Source organism: Streptomyces sp. NPDC090088, assembly GCF_044747345.1.
Classification (GTDB): domain Bacteria; phylum Actinomycetota; class Actinomycetes; order Streptomycetales; family Streptomycetaceae; genus Streptomyces.
On sequence record NZ_JBIVDZ010000005.1, the window covers coordinates 263,587 to 279,769 of the forward strand.

The 16,183-nt window shown below is 71.2% G+C and carries 15 protein-coding genes; 8 read left to right on the forward strand and 7 right to left on the reverse strand.

The window, feature by feature from the left end; genetic code table 11:
- Positions 1 to 192: 192 nt before the first annotated feature.
- Entirely contained in the window at positions 193 to 810 is a 618-nt protein-coding gene (locus tag ACIPSJ_RS25160) for a DUF5134 domain-containing protein (protein WP_401349066.1), read from the forward strand.
- A gap of 124 nt (positions 811 to 934) precedes the next feature.
- On the opposite strand, the gene ACIPSJ_RS25165 is transcribed toward ACIPSJ_RS25160, so the two are convergent.
- Positions 935 to 1,741, reverse strand: coding sequence for a class I SAM-dependent methyltransferase (locus tag ACIPSJ_RS25165; protein ID WP_401349069.1), 807 nt, complete (start codon positions 1,739 to 1,741; stop codon positions 935 to 937).
- 285 nt (positions 1,742 to 2,026) lie between these two features.
- On the opposite strand from ACIPSJ_RS25165, the gene ACIPSJ_RS25170 reads away from it, so the two are divergent.
- The 3 genes from ACIPSJ_RS25170 (at position 2,027) to ACIPSJ_RS25180 (ending at position 4,877) form a co-directional block, all read left to right on the forward strand.
- Complete coding sequence (locus tag ACIPSJ_RS25170; RefSeq protein WP_401349072.1) at positions 2,027 to 3,664, forward strand: cytochrome bc complex cytochrome b subunit; 1,638 nt, start codon at positions 2,027 to 2,029, stop codon at positions 3,662 to 3,664.
- 57 nt (positions 3,665 to 3,721) lie between these two features.
- On the forward strand, positions 3,722 to 4,564 hold the full coding sequence (locus ACIPSJ_RS25175) for an alpha/beta fold hydrolase (RefSeq protein ID WP_401349075.1): 843 nt from the start codon (positions 3,722 to 3,724) through the stop codon (positions 4,562 to 4,564).
- A gap of 79 nt (positions 4,565 to 4,643) precedes the next feature.
- Positions 4,644 to 4,877, forward strand: coding sequence for a hypothetical protein (locus tag ACIPSJ_RS25180; RefSeq protein ID WP_401349078.1), 234 nt, complete (start codon positions 4,644 to 4,646; stop codon positions 4,875 to 4,877).
- 94 nt (positions 4,878 to 4,971) lie between these two features.
- Here the strand turns inward: ACIPSJ_RS25180 and aceE are convergent, their stop codons facing one another.
- Together aceE and ACIPSJ_RS25190 are read right to left on the reverse strand one after the other, a co-directional pair.
- Positions 4,972 to 7,659 (reverse strand): pyruvate dehydrogenase (acetyl-transferring), homodimeric type, encoded by a 2,688-nt coding sequence (gene aceE / locus ACIPSJ_RS25185; RefSeq protein WP_401349081.1) that lies wholly within the window; start codon positions 7,657 to 7,659, stop codon positions 4,972 to 4,974.
- Positions 7,660 to 7,771: 112 nt separating this feature from the next.
- Positions 7,772 to 8,512, reverse strand: a complete 741-nt coding sequence (locus tag ACIPSJ_RS25190; RefSeq protein WP_401349084.1) for an SDR family oxidoreductase — start codon at positions 8,510 to 8,512, stop codon at positions 7,772 to 7,774.
- A gap of 280 nt (positions 8,513 to 8,792) precedes the next feature.
- Between ACIPSJ_RS25190 and ACIPSJ_RS25195 the strand changes: the two genes are divergently transcribed.
- A complete protein-coding gene (locus ACIPSJ_RS25195) occupies positions 8,793 to 9,260 on the forward strand; it encodes a cupin domain-containing protein (protein WP_355725977.1) in 468 nt (155 codons plus the stop codon).
- A gap of 181 nt (positions 9,261 to 9,441) precedes the next feature.
- On the opposite strand, the gene ACIPSJ_RS25200 is transcribed toward ACIPSJ_RS25195, so the two are convergent.
- From ACIPSJ_RS25200 to ACIPSJ_RS25215, 4 genes are all read right to left on the reverse strand, one after another.
- Entirely contained in the window at positions 9,442 to 9,936 is a 495-nt protein-coding gene (locus ACIPSJ_RS25200) for a cupin domain-containing protein (RefSeq protein WP_359221322.1), read from the reverse strand.
- A gap of 75 nt (positions 9,937 to 10,011) precedes the next feature.
- The gene (locus ACIPSJ_RS25205; protein ID WP_401349088.1) at positions 10,012 to 11,547 is read right to left on the reverse strand and encodes an MFS transporter; all 1,536 of its coding nucleotides are present in this window, start codon (positions 11,545 to 11,547) and stop codon (positions 10,012 to 10,014) included.
- Positions 11,548 to 11,561: 14 nt separating this feature from the next.
- A complete protein-coding gene (locus ACIPSJ_RS25210; protein ID WP_401349091.1) occupies positions 11,562 to 12,509 on the reverse strand; it encodes an alpha/beta fold hydrolase in 948 nt (315 codons plus the stop codon).
- Positions 12,510 to 12,649: 140 nt separating this feature from the next.
- Positions 12,650 to 13,120 carry a carboxymuconolactone decarboxylase family protein gene (locus ACIPSJ_RS25215; RefSeq protein WP_355727287.1) on the reverse strand — a complete coding sequence of 157 codons (471 nt, stop codon included), beginning with the start codon at positions 13,118 to 13,120 and terminating at the stop codon, positions 12,650 to 12,652.
- A gap of 166 nt (positions 13,121 to 13,286) precedes the next feature.
- On the opposite strand from ACIPSJ_RS25215, the gene ACIPSJ_RS25220 reads away from it, so the two are divergent.
- From ACIPSJ_RS25220 to ACIPSJ_RS25230, 3 genes are all read left to right on the forward strand, one after another.
- Positions 13,287 to 14,075 (forward strand): DUF427 domain-containing protein, encoded by a 789-nt coding sequence (locus tag ACIPSJ_RS25220; RefSeq protein ID WP_401349094.1) that lies wholly within the window; start codon positions 13,287 to 13,289, stop codon positions 14,073 to 14,075.
- 167 nt (positions 14,076 to 14,242) lie between these two features.
- The gene (locus tag ACIPSJ_RS25225) at positions 14,243 to 15,193 is read left to right on the forward strand and encodes an alpha/beta hydrolase (protein ID WP_401349097.1); all 951 of its coding nucleotides are present in this window, start codon (positions 14,243 to 14,245) and stop codon (positions 15,191 to 15,193) included.
- Positions 15,194 to 15,320: 127 nt separating this feature from the next.
- On the forward strand, positions 15,321 to 16,040 hold the full coding sequence (locus ACIPSJ_RS25230) for an alpha/beta fold hydrolase (protein ID WP_401349100.1): 720 nt from the start codon (positions 15,321 to 15,323) through the stop codon (positions 16,038 to 16,040).
- Positions 16,041 to 16,183 lie beyond the last annotated feature (143 nt).

Sequence of the window (16,183 nt, forward strand, 5' to 3'; positions counted from 1 at the left end):
TACGCATCATGTTACAAGGAGCCGATGACACGATGGCGCCTGCCGCCTGTCAGGTGACACACCCTGTCACGAACCGACCGTGCATCCGGTCAGGAGTGCGAACCGTCGTGGACCAGGGAAGGCGCACACAGTGTCGGACGAGACGCCAGTACATGACCGCACCGCTCCCGGACACACCGTCTGACCCGCCCCATGGACACTCCCGCCGACGTGGCGAACGGCATGCTGACGGCGCTCTTCGCCGTGGCCGCGTCGCACGCACTGCTGCACGGCGTCCGGTCACCCGGGACGGGCCGCCGCGACCGGGTGGACCACCTCCTGCACTTCGCCATGGCCGCGGCCATGGCGGCGATGCCCTGGAACCCCGTCCGACCGCCGTCCGGTCCGGCCCTGACGGTCCTCTTCACGGCCGCAGCCCTGTGGTTCCCGCTGACCGCTCTCCACCACCGTACGGCGGACACCGTGGCGGCGATCGCCGGCCGGCTGCCACCCGCGGCCGGCATGGCGGCCATGGCCTGGATGCTGCACACCCCCCACGGTGGGGACGCCCTCCCGCACGGGACCCCGGCCGCGCACCACATCGCGGTGGCCGGCCGTGCCGCCGGCACCCCGGTACCGGCCGCCGTCGTCACCGGCCTGCTGACGGCGTATCTCCTCGCCTGCGCCATCCGGTCCTTGACCCGTCCCATGCCCGCACTGCGGTCCGCCACGGACACCGCTCACCGCGCCGCCGCGACGGACCCGTACGGCCATCTGCGCGACGGAGCGATGGCGCTGGGGACGGCCGTGATGCTGCTCATGCCGCATTAGCGGGAGCCTGCCGCCGGGGCGAGGTGCCGGCGCACGGCCGCTCGCACGAACTTGTCATGGATGGTCCTTTCTCGGCACCGACCCGTGCGCAGCTCGTCCCCGATCACGAACGTCTTCACACCCGTCATGACGATTCCGGTCGCAGGTTGTGAGGACACACCGTGGGCCGTGGCGGGGCATGGAGGGCGACTGCCAGGACCTCGGGGTCGTCGTGCCCCGGCAACGGGACGAATCCGTGCTGTGCGAGGTCGCCGAGGAGCGCGGAACGCGATGCGGGCCACATCCAGAACGTCTCGGTGTGCTCCCGCAGCACACCTTCCACGCTCCGGACCCAGTAGTCGACGCATGTGCGGATGCGGTCCCCGGCCCTCGACATCACGATGCGCCCGCCGTAGGTGTGCGCTCCGACCCGCTGCCGGGGCAGGACGCGCAGGACGTTGCGGGCCGGCAGCCGGGCCGGCGGCAGGTGCAGGAACAGCGAGCCGCCGGGGGCGAGGGCCGCGCCGATCGCGGGCCAGAGGGCGTGACGCGCGGCCGGCGAGAGGCAGGCGACCGTGTTGTGGCAGACGGCCACGTCCGCGACCGCGTACAGAGGCGCCTCGTTCAGGGCGTGCGGGTGCACGGTCACCCGCTCCCGCTGCCGTGCGGGCAGGGCGGAGAGACGTGTCATCAGGGACGAGCGCATGGCCCGGGCCGGCTCGACGGCGTGCACATCGGCCCGGGACTCGGCCAGGCTCATGAGTGTGACCCGACCGGTACCGGCCCCGATGTCCAGCACACCGCGACGGGCCTTCGCGACGGAGCGGCCGTAGAGGCGACGTACCCGCCTCTCGTCCTCGGCGGCCTGCAGGATGTCGTAGAACTCCGCCGTGACGGCGTAGGAGTCCGCCTCCGCTCCGGCGGTCGGCGCTTTCGCGATGACAGGGTGCATGTCCAGCAAGACAGCACGCGGACCGTGTGTGTGACAGCGGTCGGTGTTCCGGCTCCGGTCCGCGCGTCGGACCGGGCGGTGTGTGCCGCACTCGACGGCCCGGCCGCCACCACCTCGGTGGCACGTCATCCGGACGTCCCGTGTCACACCTGAGGCGCCTCACCGGTCATGACTCGGACGGCAGTTCACGAATCATGCCCGAACAGCACAGCCGCGGACGAGTCGGTTCCGCTGTGCCGCACGGCCGCGCGGGCTTCGGGTGACGCAGAGACGAATGGTGGAGAGATGGGCGACGACAGTCGGGCGGTCGAACCGGAGCAGAGCCACACGGAGCAGAGACACACGGGGGAGAGGCTCGCGCAATGGGCGGACGGCCGACTCGGCTACCAGCGGCTGGCGCGCTCCGCCCGGCGCATGGTCTTCCCCGACCACTGGTCGTTCATGCTCGGCGAGATCGCGCTCTACAGTTTCGTGGTCCTGCTGATCACAGGGGCCTACCTGAGCTTCTACTTCCACCCCTCGTCCGACCCCGTGGTCTACCAGGGCAGCCACACACCGCTGCGGGGGCTGTGGGTGTCGGAGGCATTCGACTCGACCCTGCACATCTCCTTCGACGTGCGCGGCGGTCTCCTCGTCCGCCAGGCCCACCACTGGGCGGCACTTGTCTTCGTCGCCGCCGTGTTCGTGCACATGCTCCGGGTCTTCTTCACCGGCGCGTTCCGCAAGCCACGAGAGCTGAACTGGATATTCGGGTTCCTGCTGCTCATCCTCGCCATGTTCGGCGGGCTGACCGGCTACGACCTGCCCGACGACCTGCTGTCCGGAACCGGCCTCCAGGTCGTGAACGGCACCATCCTCTCGATCCCGGTCGTCGGGACCTACCTGTCGTTCTTCCTCTTCGGCGGCGAGTTCCCGGGCGACGACCTGATCGCCCGCTTCAACACCATCCACGTGCTGGTCATCCCCGGACTGATGGTCGCTCTGATCGCCGGCCACCTGGCCCTGGCCCTACGGCACCGGCACACCCAGTACCCCGGACCGGGCCGCACCGACAGGAACGTCGTCGGCATCCCGCTGCGGGTGTACGCGGTCAAGGCCGGCGCCTACTTCTTCCTCGTCTCCGGCGTGATCTTCTTCATGGCCGCCGTCGCGCAGATCAACCCCGTGTGGAAATACGGGCCCTTCCGCCCCGACCAGGTCTCCGCCGACTCCCAGCCCGACTGGTACATGGGCGTCGCCGACGGCTTCCTGCGCATCATGCCCGGCTGGGAGATCGACTTCTGGGGCCACACCCTGGCCCTGGACAACATCCTGCCCCTGCTGACCGGTGTGCTGCTCTTCCTGGCCCTGGGCGCCTACCCCTTCATCGAGGCCTGGGTCACGGACGACGATCGTGAGCACCACCTCCTGGACCGCCCCCGCAACCGCCCGGTACGGACCGCTCTGGGTGTGGCCTGGCTCAGTGTCTACGCGGTGGCCCTCTTCGCCGCCGCCAACGACGTGATCGCCACCCGACTGGACGTCTCTGCCAACGCCGTCACCTGGGCGGCGCGGATCGGCTTGTTCGCCGTGCCGGTGCTGGCCTTCCTCGTCACCAAACGCGTCGCACTGGGTCTGCAACTGCGCGACCGCGACAAGGTGCTGCACGGACGCGAGAGCGGCATCATCAAACGGCTTCCGCACGGCGAGTACGTCGAGATCCATGAACCGCTCAGCCAGGCGCGACTGCACACCCTGACCGCGCACGAGCAGTACCGGCCCCTGGAGGCCGCTCCGGCCGGGGACTTGGACGGCGCCCTGCCCGGCCGCCTTGGGCGACGCCTGCGTGTCGGGCTCAGCCGCGTCCTCTACGGCCCCGGCACGCAGATCCCCAAGCCCACCGCCGCCGAACACCAGGAGATCAGCGGCCGGCACCGGCCCTGACCAGGGCGTACCGCCCCCGAACCGCAGCGCTCCCTACCTTCCCGAAAGGCACTCGACATGAACCGCACCGCCCGCATCAGCCGGGTCCGCACCTCCCTCACCGTGCTGGCCGGCGCCACCGTCGCCGCGGGCCTGCTCGTCACCACGGTCGCCCCGGCCTCCGCCGACAAGGGCACCTCCTCGCAGGGCCCCAAGCCGACCGTCGTGCTGGTCCACGGTGCGTTCGCCGACGCCACGAGCTGGAACGGCGTCATAGAGAAGCTCCGGCACGACGGTTATCCGGTGGTCGCCGTCGCCAACCCGCTGCGCTCCCTGAGCGGCGACTCCGCGTACCTCAGGGACGTCCTGGCGGGCATCGACGGCCCCGTCGTCCTGGCCGGCCACTCCTACGGCGGCTCGGTGATCAGCGATGCCGCCACCGGCGACAAGAACGTCAGGGCACTGGTCTACCTCGCCGCCTTCCTCCCCGAAAAGGGCGAGAGCGCGATCGACCTGTCGGGGAAGTTCCCGGGCAGCACGCTCGGCGACGCCCTGCGTTCCGTGCCGTTCACGAACGCCGACGGCTCCCAGGGCACCGACCTCTACATCCAGAACGACACGTTCCGGCACCAGTTCGCCGCGGACGTGCCCCGTGACCGGACCGACCTGATGGCCGTCACCCAGCGACCGGTCACCAACGCCGCCCTGGCCGAGGGAGCGGCCGAGCCGGCCTGGAAGACCATCCCGTCCTGGGCCCTCGTCGCCACCCAGGACCTCAACATCCCGCGCAGGGCCCAGGAGTTCATGGCGGAGCGGGCCCACGCCCACGTCACGGAGGTGCGGTCGTCCCACGCGGTGAGCGTCTCCCAGCCCGGGAAGGTGACCGACGTCATCGAGGACGCCGCCCGCTCGGTGCGCTGACTCCCGCGAACCCCGCCCCGTCGGCCGCCGGTCCGCCCGTGCGCGTTCCGCGCCGGGCCGGCCGTGCCAGGACGAACTCATGCGCCGCGAACCGCGGATCATCCCGATACGCCCCGGCGATCTCGCCCGGACGGTGGCCAAGCGTCGCCGCTGTTCGGCCCGGACGCTGTGGAGCCGCCTCCGCCACGCGCCTGTCCCCGTGCACCGCAGCGAGGAGTACGGCACGGTCACCGCCTGGGGCCAGGTCCCCGACCTGGCAACCGCGCTGCCCGCCCGCCGACGGCGAGGCTTCTTCCGCGCCGGGCGTCGGTGAGTTGACCGGGCCGGCGGCCGCGCTGAGCGCAGCGGCCGGCCCGTACGATGTCGTCGCCCGTGTCAGGTGGGGGTCGGACCCGTCGTGTCACCGGTCACCGGTCGAGGCCGTAGCGTGCGCGGGCCCGGGTGACGGTCGCCGGGGGGATCTGCCCGGCCCGGGCCAGCCGGTCCAGGGCGGTCACCACGATCGACTCGGGGTCCACCCGGAAGTAGCGGCGCACCGCCTCACGGGTGTCGGACAGACCGAATCCGTCGGTGCCCAGGGAGTAGTAGTCCTGCTCGACCCACTGGCTGATCTGGTCGGGCACCTGCCGCATCCAGTCGCTGACGGCCAGCACCGGCCCCGGCGCGCCGGCCAGGGCCCGGGTGACGAACGGTGTGCGCTCCTCGCCGCGCATCCGGGCGTCGTCGGCGCGCATCGCGTCGCGGCGCAGTTCCGTCCAGGACGTCACCGACCAGACGTCGGCGTGCACGTTCCAGTCGGAGGCGAGGAGTTCCTGCGCGCGCAGCGCCCAGTGCACCGCCGTACCGGACGACAGGAGCTGGAGCCGGGGTCCGGCCGCGGCGGGATCGGCGGGCCGGAACCGGTAGATGCCGCGGACGATGCCCTCCTCGACGCCCGGCGCCGCCGGCATGGCCGGCTGGTGCTTGGGCTCGTTGTACACGGTCAGGTAGTAGAAGACGTTCTCTGGCCGATCGCCGTACATCCGGCGCAGACCGTCCCGCACGATCACCGCGATCTCGAACGCGAAAGCCGGGTCGTAACTGATCGCCGCCGGATTGGTTGCGGCCAGCAGATGCGAGTGCCCGTCCCCGTGCTGCAGTCCCTCACCGGTCATGGTGGTGCGCCCGGCGGTGCCGCCGACCACGAAGCCGCGGCCCATCTGGTCGCCGAGCGCCCAGAACTGGTCCCCGGTGCGCTGGAATCCGAACATGGCGTAGAAGATGTAGAAGGGGATCATCGGCTCGCCGTGCGTCGCGTACGAGGTCGCCGCGGCGGTGAACTCGGCCACGGAACCGGCCTCCGTGATGCCCTCGACGAGCAGCTGCCCGGTGGTGCTCTCCTTGTAGTGGAGCAACTGGTCCGCGTCGACCGGATCGTAGGTCTGGCCGAGCGGCGAGTAGATGCCGGCCGTGGGGAACATCGACTCCATGCCGAACGTACGGGCCTCGTCGGGGATGATCGGCACCCAGCGTGCCCCGCTTCGCCCGTCGCGCATCAGGTCCTTGACGAGCCGGACCAGCGCCATCGTGGTGGCGACCTCCTGGTGGCCGGAACCCTGTTCCAACGCCTCGAAGGGCTTCGCGGGCGGCTCGGGCAGCGGTGTGGCGTTCACCCGCCGCAGCGGAGCGGGACCGCCCAGGGCGGCCCGGCGCTCACGCAGGTACCGGACTTCGGGCGCGTTCTCGCCCGGGTGCCAGTACGGGACCTGATCGCCGGCGAGCGCGCTGTCGGGGATGGGAAGCTCCAACAGGTCCCGCATCGACCGGAACTGATCCATCGTCAGTTTCTTCATCTGGTGGTTGGCGTTGCGGGACTCGAAGGAGGGGCCCAGGGTGTGCCCCTTGACCGTCTGGGCGAGGACCACCGTCGGCGCGCCCCGGTGCTCCACCGCGGCGCGGTAGGCGGCGTACACCTTCAACGGCTCGTGTCCGCCCCGGGAGTTCTCGAACAGCTCGACCACCTGCGCGTCGCTCAGGGAGGCCGAGAGGGCCGACAGGGCGTCACCGGTGAAGAAGCTCTTGCGTATGTAGGCGGCGTCCCGCGCGGCCAGGGTCTGCAGCTGCGCGTCGGGCACCTCGCCCAGGCGCCGCACCAGGCGCCCGGTGGTGTCCTGGGCCAGCAGCGGGTCCCAGGCCTCGCCCCACAGGGCCTTCACCACGTGCCAGCCCGCGCCGCGGAACCGGGCCTCCAACTCCTGGACGATCTTCGAGTTGGACCGCACCGGCCCGTCCAGGCGCTGCAGATTGCAGTTGACGACGAACGTCAGGTTGTCCAGTCCCTCGCGGGCGGCCAGTGACAGCGCGGCCAGGGACTCCGGTTCGTCCGTCTCCCCGTCGCCGAGGAACGCCCACACCCGCGAGGCGGAGGTGTCCTTGATACCGCGGGCCCGCAGATAGCGGTTGAAGCGGGCCTGGTAGACGGCGCCGAGCGGGCCCAGTCCCATGGAGACCGTGGGGAACTCCCACAGCCACGGCAGCCGCCGGGGGTGCGGGTAGGACGGCAGGCCGTGACCGTCGGCCTCCCGCCGGAAGGCGTCCAGCTGATCCCTGCTCAGCCGCCCTTCGAGGAACACCCGCGCGTAGATGCCCGGGGAGGCGTGCCCCTGAAGGAAGAGCTGGTCGCCCGAGCCGTCGCCGTCCTTGCCCCGGAAGAAGTGGTTGAACCCGATCTCGTAGAGCCAGGCCGCCGAGGCGTAGGTGGAGATGTGGCCGCCCAGCCCCAGCCGCGCGGCACGGGTGACCATCGCCGCCGCGTTCCACCGGTTGAGCGCGGTGATCCTGGACTCCATCTCCAGGTCACCGTCGAACTCCGGCTGCGCGGCGGCCGGAACGGTGTTGACGTAGTCCGAGGACAGCAGCCCGGGCAGGGACGTGCCGGACTTCGCGGCGAACTCGTGCACCCGCCGCATCAGGTACACCGCCCGTTCCGGCCCGGCGTTCCGCACGACGGCGTCGAGAGAGGCCTGCCATTCGGCGGTCTCCTCGTGGTCACGGTCGGGTAGCTGGTCGAGCTCACTGAGCACGGGGGACTCAGTGGGCCGGGACGGTTCACTCATGGCGGCCTTCCTGTCACGGCGTGGGTGTCGGCGACGTCGGCCGCGGACACGGTGGGGGTCGCGGGCGACCGGTGGGGAAGGACGGGCGGCGACGCGCCGCCGTCCGGTGGAGTCAGCGGCTCCTGAGCCACTGGGTGAACGTGTGATGGCCGGAGTGGGCGTCCGGCCCGGGAAGGAGCGCCCGCTCCTCGAGTACCGCGCCGAAGAACGAGGACCGTGCGTCGGCGATCACCGGGCCGGGCCGGCCCAGCGTGGTCAGCAGCTCGGAGGTCGCTTCTTCGAGCCGGAGCTCTTCGGGCCCGGCCGCCTCCAGCACGCCGAACAGCGGCAGGCCCACGGCGACATGGGCGAGCGCCGCGGCGACGTCGTCCGTCGAGACCGGCCGCAGCAGCAGTGGTGGCACATGCACGCCGTCGGTCCGGGTCCCCGCGGTCGCGGCGGCCTCCACGGACTCGTGGAACGGGGTGGCGCGCACGAGGGAGTACGGAACGGTGCTGTGCCGCACCAGGTCCTCCTGCGCCGCCTTGGCCCGGAAGTACCCCGAGCCGATCCGGTCGGCGCCCACCACCGACAGAGCCACGTAGTGCTCCACGCCCGCGGCGGTGGCGGCCTTGAGGAGGTTGCCCGTCGCGGCGGTGAAGAACTCCGTGCCGGCCTCCGGGTCCCGCGAGGGTGCGTCGGTGACGTCCACCACCACCTCGGCGGCGCGCAGCGCCTGGTCGAGCCCTCGTCCGGTGGTGATGTCGACCCCTTCTCCACGGGAGACCGGCACGACCTCCACCCCGTGGTCCCGGAGCCTGGCGACGGCCCTTGACCCGATCCGACCGGTGGCACCTGCGACGACGACTCTCATCTGGATCTCTTCCGTCGGGGGGGCCGATGACCCCGCTGGGCGTGCGTCGGAGACGGCGGCGGACGGAGATGTGTGCCACCGTGCTCATCACACCTAGACAGCCTGGGGACGGTTGTTGTGACACCGCGCCGGCCCTCCAGGTGCCGCTCGTCGGCCCTTGTCACAGATCCGCCCCACACCCGGTCAGGAGGGTAGAGCGGTCTACAGGACCGGAGACGACCACCGTGACGGCGGACGATGTGCTGCCCGGACACGGTGGAACCACGGAAGGTGCGACTCAGTGTCGGAGAATGCACAGCACGCCCACCACGGCCACGTCGGACACGGACACGGAACCGGCGGCGAGGACGGCCCGAGCTGGACCCGAGCGGCGAAGATGCTCCAGGACGCCTCGCCGATCATCGTGCCCGAGGGTGCCTCGGCCATGACCATCCACGTCCAGTGGGAGCCCGGTGACCCCGGCACCCCGCCGCACCGCCACTCCGGTCCGGCGTTCGGCTACGTCGTCAAGGGTGCGGTCCGCTTCGAACTGGAGGGTGAGCCCGAGCGGGTCGTCGAGGCCGGCGGCACCTTCTGGGAGCCGGGCGGTGACGCCATCCACTACCAGGACGGCAACGCCCTCGCCGACGAGAGGACCGAGTTCGTCGTCACCATGATGTGCGCGCCCGGCAAGCCCATGCTCGAACTGGTCGACGAGGAGGAGCTGAAGGAGCGCGCCCACCTGCGCGCCCCGCGGCCCACCGCCTGACCCGCACGTTCACGGCGTCGTGCCGGCGCCCACCGGGCGGGGCCCTGTCCCCCCGTCACATCCGGCACACAACCGGGCCCCGCGCCCGTGACCTCCCGGCGACGACCGGTGTCACGGGCGCGGGGCCCCGCCTGTCGATGGCTCCTGCTCCGGCTCCTGCTTTCTGCTCCTCCTCTTGCTCCTATTCCACGAAGTACGAGTCGTGCTCGTCGAAGAACGCGGCACGCTCCTCCTCCGAAGCGTGCGCCAGGTGTGACACCTGCTCGAAGTACTCCTCGCGCGGGGCACCCGGGGTGAAGAGAAGCAGCATGTCGGCCGGGGCGTCGGAGTCGTTGCGGAAGGCGTGCAGCCCGCCCTGGGGCACATGCAGGAAGTCCCCCTTGCGCGCGTCGACCCACCGCACGCCGTCGAACACGCGCACGGTCCCGTCCAGGATGTAGAACGACTCCGAGATCCGCTTGTGGAAATGCGTCTTGGGGCCGCCCGCCCTGGGCCGCATCTCCATGCGGTACAGGCCGAACTCACCCCGTGTGGTGCCGGTGGTCGCCAGGTAGTGGATGGCGTCCTTCCCGGTACCGCTCTCGCCGATGTCCGGCGGTGTGCCGGCCGGTCGGAAGACGGCGTTGACCTCACCGTGCTCCCCCCAGTACTTCTGCGCCGGGTACGGGTACGACATCTCTGGATCCTTTCTCGGGGCGGGCGCGCCGTGGCGCGTCGCCGGTGTGCCGGCCGGCGGGTTCCCGGCCGGGTGTCAGTCGGCTGCCTGGTGACGGGCGAAACGGGACACCAGCGGCGGCTCCATCAGCCAGCCGTGCGTCCGCCCGTGCGGCGGGCGAGAAGCCCCCGCGGTCTGCCGCAGCGTGCCGAAGGCGACGGACGCGCCGACAGCCAGCAGGCCCGCGCACAGCGGCATGGCCCGGCCGAACGACGTGTCGAAGGCCGGGCCCGAACGGTAGGCGTCCGGTCCCATCCCGACCAGCAGCGGCAGCGCCGCCACTGCCACAAGACCGGCCGCCCGGGCCGCGGCGTTGTTGATGCCGCTGGCCAGCCCGGCGTTCGAGGCATCCACCGAGGACAGCAGGGTCACGGTCAGCGGAGCGACCATCACGACCATCCCGGTACCCATCACCAGCAGGGCGGGCAGGACGTCCTGGAGGTAGGACGCGCCAGGACCGGCCCGCAGCGTCATCAGCATGCCCGCCCCGCACACCAGCGGGCCGACGGTGAGCGGCGTCCGTGGCCCCAGCCGCTGGGCGAGCGTCCCGGAGTGGGACGAGAGCAGCAGCATCAGCACGGTGCAGGGCAGCATGGCGGCACCGGCCGCCAGCGCCGAGTATCCGACGACGATCTGCAGTTGCAGCGTGGTCAGGAAGAAGAACCCGCCCGTGCCCGCGTAGACGCACAAGGTGATCACGTTGACGGCGGTGAACTGCCGGGACGCGAAGATCGCCGGCGGCATCATCGGGTCGCCGCTGCGCCGCTCCACGCGCAGGAACCCGGCACCCGCCGCGACGCTGCCGACGGCCGCGACAACGGCCGACGGGCCGCCGTCGCGCGCCTCGGTCAGCGCGTAGGTGGCCAGCGCGAGTGCCAGAGCGCCGAGGACGGCGCCGGGTATGTCGAAGCCGAGTCGCCCCCGGCTCCCCGTACCGGCCGTGACGACCGCGTCCTGCGGAGACGCGCCCACGGACTCCGGGACATGGCGCAGCGCCACGGGCACGCACAGCAGCGCCGGAAGGATGCTCAGCAGGAAGGTCCAGCGCCAGCCGGGGCCGTCCACCAGCCATCCGCCCAGGAACGGCCCGAGGGCCGCGCCTATGCCGCCGAAGCCCGACCACAGGCCGATCGCGCGCGGCCTGTCGTCCGGGTGGAAGGAGGCCTCGATGATCGCCAGCGAGCCGGGGGTGAGCAGAGCACCGCCGACGCCCTGGAGGGCCCGGGCGGCGATCAGCGTGCCGGTGTCCGGGGCCAGGGCGCACAGCAGCGAGGCCACGGCGAACCACACGAGGCCCACCACGAAGACGCGACGCCGCCCGAAGCGGTCGCCCAGCGACCCGCCCAGCAGGATCAGACCCGCCAGGGTCAGCATGTAGGCGTTCACCGTCCACTGGAGCATGGCGAGGCCGGCGCCGAAGTCGTCGCCGATGTGCGGCAGGGCGACGTTGGTGACGGTGGAGCCGAGCAGTACGACGCCGGACCCCAGGACGGTGGCCAGCAGGGTCCACCGTCCACGGGCACTGCCGATACGGAGGGAGGCGGCGGCCTCCGGAGCGGGGGAGTGGTTCATGTCGTGTCCTGGCGTCATCCGGCGAGGCGGTCGCGGCCGGCGTTCCCCTGCCGCAGCCGGCGCACGTCGCGTACGGCCGCCGCGAACGCCCCGGGGCGCTCCTGCGGCAGATTGTGCCCGGCGTCCGCCACCTGGCGGTGCAGCCGGGGGCCGGTGAAGTGCCTGGCGGTCGAGGAGCCGTCCGTGGCCGGGAAGTTGCCGTCGGCCAGCCCGTCGAGGGTGACGGCGGGAACCGTGATCGCGGGCAGTTCGGCGAGACGTGCCTCAAGGCCCGCGTACTCCTCGGCGCCCGGCGCGAAGCCGAGCCGGTGCCGGTACGAATGGACCACGACGTCGGTGTGGTCGGGATTGGCGAAGGCCGTCGCGGCCCGCTCCAGATCGTGCTCGCTGAACGGCCACTTGGGGGAGTTCCGCTTCCAGATCACCCGCGCGACCCCCTGGGGATCGCGCGCCAGGCCGGCCCGGCCCCGCTCGGTGAGGAAGTAGTAGAAGTACCAGAAGCCCGCCTCCAGTTCGGGGGCGAGGGGCTCCGCCGCCGCGCCGATGTCCTGGACGAGGTAGCTGTTGACCGAGACCAGGCCGAGCACGCGCTCGGGCCACAGGGCCGCGGCGACGTTGGCGGCGCGGCCGCCCCAGTCGTAGCCCGCGAGGTAGGCACGCTCCACCTCCAGGGCGTCCATCAAGGCGACGACGTCGGCGCCCAGCGCGGCCTGCTGACCCGAGCGCGGAGTCGATCCGTACCGGAACGCGGTGGGTCCATGGCCCCGCAGATAGGGGACGACGACCCGGAAGCCGCTGTCCGCGAGCAGCGGGGCCACCTCCACGTAGCTGTGGATGTCGTAGGGGAATCCGTGCAGTAGCAGCACGGTGTCGTCCTCCGCGGAGCCTGTCTCGTAGTAGGCGACGTCCAGTACGTCGGTGCGGGCTCGTCGGAGAGGGGCGAGTACATGGCGCTCTGACATGAGAGTCCTCTGGATTCCGTTGCCCGTGGGCGGAGCCACGGCTCGCCGCGGAGGCGGGGCCCGCCCGTCGGCCGGTCGAGGGTCGGGGCGACCGGGAGACCGACGGACGGGCCGTGTCCTGCCGGGCAGGAGCGGTCGGCTCAGCCGAACATGCCGGGCCGGTAGCCGCCGGCGGGCTGGCGGTTGATGACGTTGATGCGGTTGTAGGCGTTGATGACGGCGATCAGCGAGATCAGCGCGGCGAGCTGGTCCTCGTCGTAGTGCTTCGCCGCGTTCGCCCAGACCTCGTCCGACACGCCGCCCGCGCCGTCGGCGATGCGCGTGCCCTGCTCGGTCAGCTCCAGCGCCGCGCGCTCGGCATCGGTGAAGACCGTGGCCTCGCGCCACACGGCCACCAGGTTCAGACGCTGCTGGTCCTCGCCCGCGACGACGGCGTCCTTGGTGTGCATGTCGGTGCAGAAACCACAGCCGTTGATCTGGCTGGCACGGATCTTCACCAGCTCCTGGGTGGCGACCGGGAGGGCTCCCTGGACCGCCGCGCCGGTGGAGTTCAGGTGCTTCATGACCTTCCCGGCCAGGGCGTTGCCGAAGTAGTCGATACGCGCGTCCATGACGGAATCTCCTCAGGTACGGAACAGTTACAGCTCACTGACCGGGGACACCTGGGATGTGTGACATCGAGGCTCGTCGACGCATTTCACACCGTGACGTGGAACAGTGTGTGACAACAACCTCTGCGCTTCCCCCGCTACCATCAGCGAACACAAGGTGATCACCATGGCGACCGAAAGTGTCCTGCATCCGAGTCTCATCGTCCCGATCGGGCACGTCGAGCCGGTTCCCCGCCGTATCCGGGGGGTGATCGGCGGCCGTGTCGTCTTCGACACCCGCCGCGCGCTGTACGTGTGGGAATGGCAGGCCTACCCCCAGTTCAGCATCCCGCTCGCGGATCTGGTGGACGGTGTACTCCACGACGACAAGCACACGGAGCAGCTCGGTGCGGGCCCCGCGCACCGTCACACCCTTCAGGTCGGTCCGGAGGTCCGTGCGGGCGCGGCATGGGTCTGGGGGGAGGGCGCGCCGGGACCGCTGCGCGACACCGTGCGCTTCGCATGGGAGGCGCTGGACTCCTGGTTCGAGGAGGAGGAGCCGGTCTTCGTCCATCCCCGGAGCCCCTACTCCCGCGTGGACGCCCTGCGTTCCGGCAGCAGCGTCCGAGTCGAGGTGGACGGTGTCGTGCTGGCGGAGGCCTCGGACTGCGTGAAGCTGTTCGAGACCGGCCTGCCGACCCGGTACTACCTCGACCGCGCGGCCGTCGACTGGACCCGGCTGCGGCACTCGGACACGGTGACCCGATGCCCGTACAAGGGGACGACGAGCAGCTACTGGTCGTTCGACAGCGACACCGCCTCCCACGAGGACATCGCCTGGACGTACGACTTCCCGACCATCCACGCCAACCGCATCGCCGGGCTGACCGCGTTCTACAACGAGCACGTCGACCTGTACGTCGACGGCTTCCTGCTGCCGAAGCCCGCCGACCCCACCCGGGTGGGGTCCGACTAGCGCTCCGACCAGAGGTTCGGCGGCCGGCGCGGAAACCGCTCGGGAAAAGGCTGAGGCCGACGAGTGATTTCCGCGCCGTTCTCCCCGGTGCGTCACATATCGACTCCCGGCCCGGTCTCATGAGAGGGAAAGGCTTCCGAAAGCCACCGTCTCGCAAGGAGATTGCCGTGAGTGAGATCATTCTCGAACCCGCCGCGCAGGAATTCGCCGACGCGACCGCCAAGCCGCCCCTGCTGTACGAACTCGGTGTCGAGGGCGCCCGCAAGCTGCTCGACGACGTTCAGTCCGGACCGGTCGAGAAGCCCGACGTGGACGAGAAGTGGATCACCGTCCCCGCCCCGGTCGGCGATGTGCGGGTGCGCATCGTCAAGCCCGTCGGCAGCACCGGCGTCCTGCCGGTGATCCTCTACGTGCACGGCGGCGGCTGGATCCTCGGGAACGCCGGCACCCACGACCGACTCGTGCGTGAACTCGCCGTGGGCGCCGACGCGGCCCTGGTGTTCGTCGAGTACGACCGCTCCCCGGAGGCGAAGTACCCCGTCGCCGTCGAGCAGGCGTACGCCACCGCCCAGTGGGTCACCGCCAAGGGCGCGGAAGAGGGGCTGGACGGCTCGCGCCTGGTCGTCGCCGGTGACTCCGTCGGCGGAAACATGAGCGCCGCCCTCACCCACCTGGCCAAGCAGCGCGGCGACGTGACCTTCCTGCACCAGTCGCTGTACTACCCGGTCACCGACGCGGGCCAGGACACGGAGAGCTACCGGACCTTCGCCCACGGACCCCACCTGACCGCCAAGGCCATGGAGTGGTTCTGGAACGCCTACACCACCGACCCGGCCGAGCGGAACCAGATCACCGCCTCCCCGCTGCGCGCGACCCTGGAGGACCTCCGGGGACTGCCGCCGGCGTTCGTCGCGGTCGACGAGAACGACGTACTGCGCGACGAGGGCGAGGCGTACGCCCGCAAGCTGATCCAGGCCGGTGTGCCGACCACCAGCGTCCGCTACAACGCCAGCCTGCACGACTTCATGATGCTGAACCCGGTGCGCGGAACCCAGGCCTCCACCGCGGCGGTCGAGCAGGCCGTCCACGTCCTGCGCAAGGCCCTCGGCACCGACTGATTCCTCGCACGAGACAACTCCACGGGAATTCCCGGGCGTATCGGCAGAACCGGAATGCCCCGCAATCGAGCACAGCCGTACGCCCGATGACGCGCTTGTTTCACCGGCAATATGAAAGGCCACTCCCATGAGTGCACAGAATCCGACCATCGTCCTCGTCCACGGCGCGTTCGCGGACTCCTCCAGCTGGAACGGCGTCGTCGAAAAGCTGCAGTCCCACGGCTATCCGGTGGTGGCCGCGAGCAATCCGCTGCGCGGACTGGCCGGGGACAGCGAGTACGTCAGACAGCTCGTGGCCTCCATCGACGGCCCGGTGGTGCTCGCCGGGCACTCCTACGGCGGCTCGGTCATCAGCAACGCCGCGCGGGGGCTCGGCAACGTCAAGGCCCTCGTCTTCGTCGCGGCCTTCCTGCCGGACGAGGGCGAGAGCGCGGTCACCCTGTCCGGCAGGTTCCCGGGCAGCACCCTCGGCGAGACGCTCCGCCCGGTGCCGGTCACACTGGCCGACGGGAGCCCGGTCGCGGATCTCTACATCGAGAAGAGCAGGTTCCACCAGCAGTTCGCCGCCGACGTCCCCGAGGAGACCTCGGCGATCATGGCGGCCACCCAGCGGCCCGTGGCCGATGCCGCGCTGGCGGAAGGCGCTTCCGCCCCGGCGTGGAAGGAGATCCCGTCCTGGGTGCTCGTGGCCACCGAGGACCGTAACATCCCGGCGCGGGCGCAGACCTTCATGGCCGAGCGCGCGAAGGCCACCGTGGTGAGCGTGTCCGCCTCCCACGCGGTCGGTGTCTCCCGTCCCGGTGATGTCGCGCGCCTGATCAACGAGGCGGCGCGGGTGACCGGCTGAGCCGACGGCCGAGCGGCCGGTGGGCCGCCGCCACCCGGGAGGCCGGCGGCGGTCCACCGGCGTCACCTTTCCGAACGCCGGGTCGCCGACCTGTGTCCCGACCGGCGCCGCCGTCCACCGCGCGGTGCACCCGCCATCGCGCG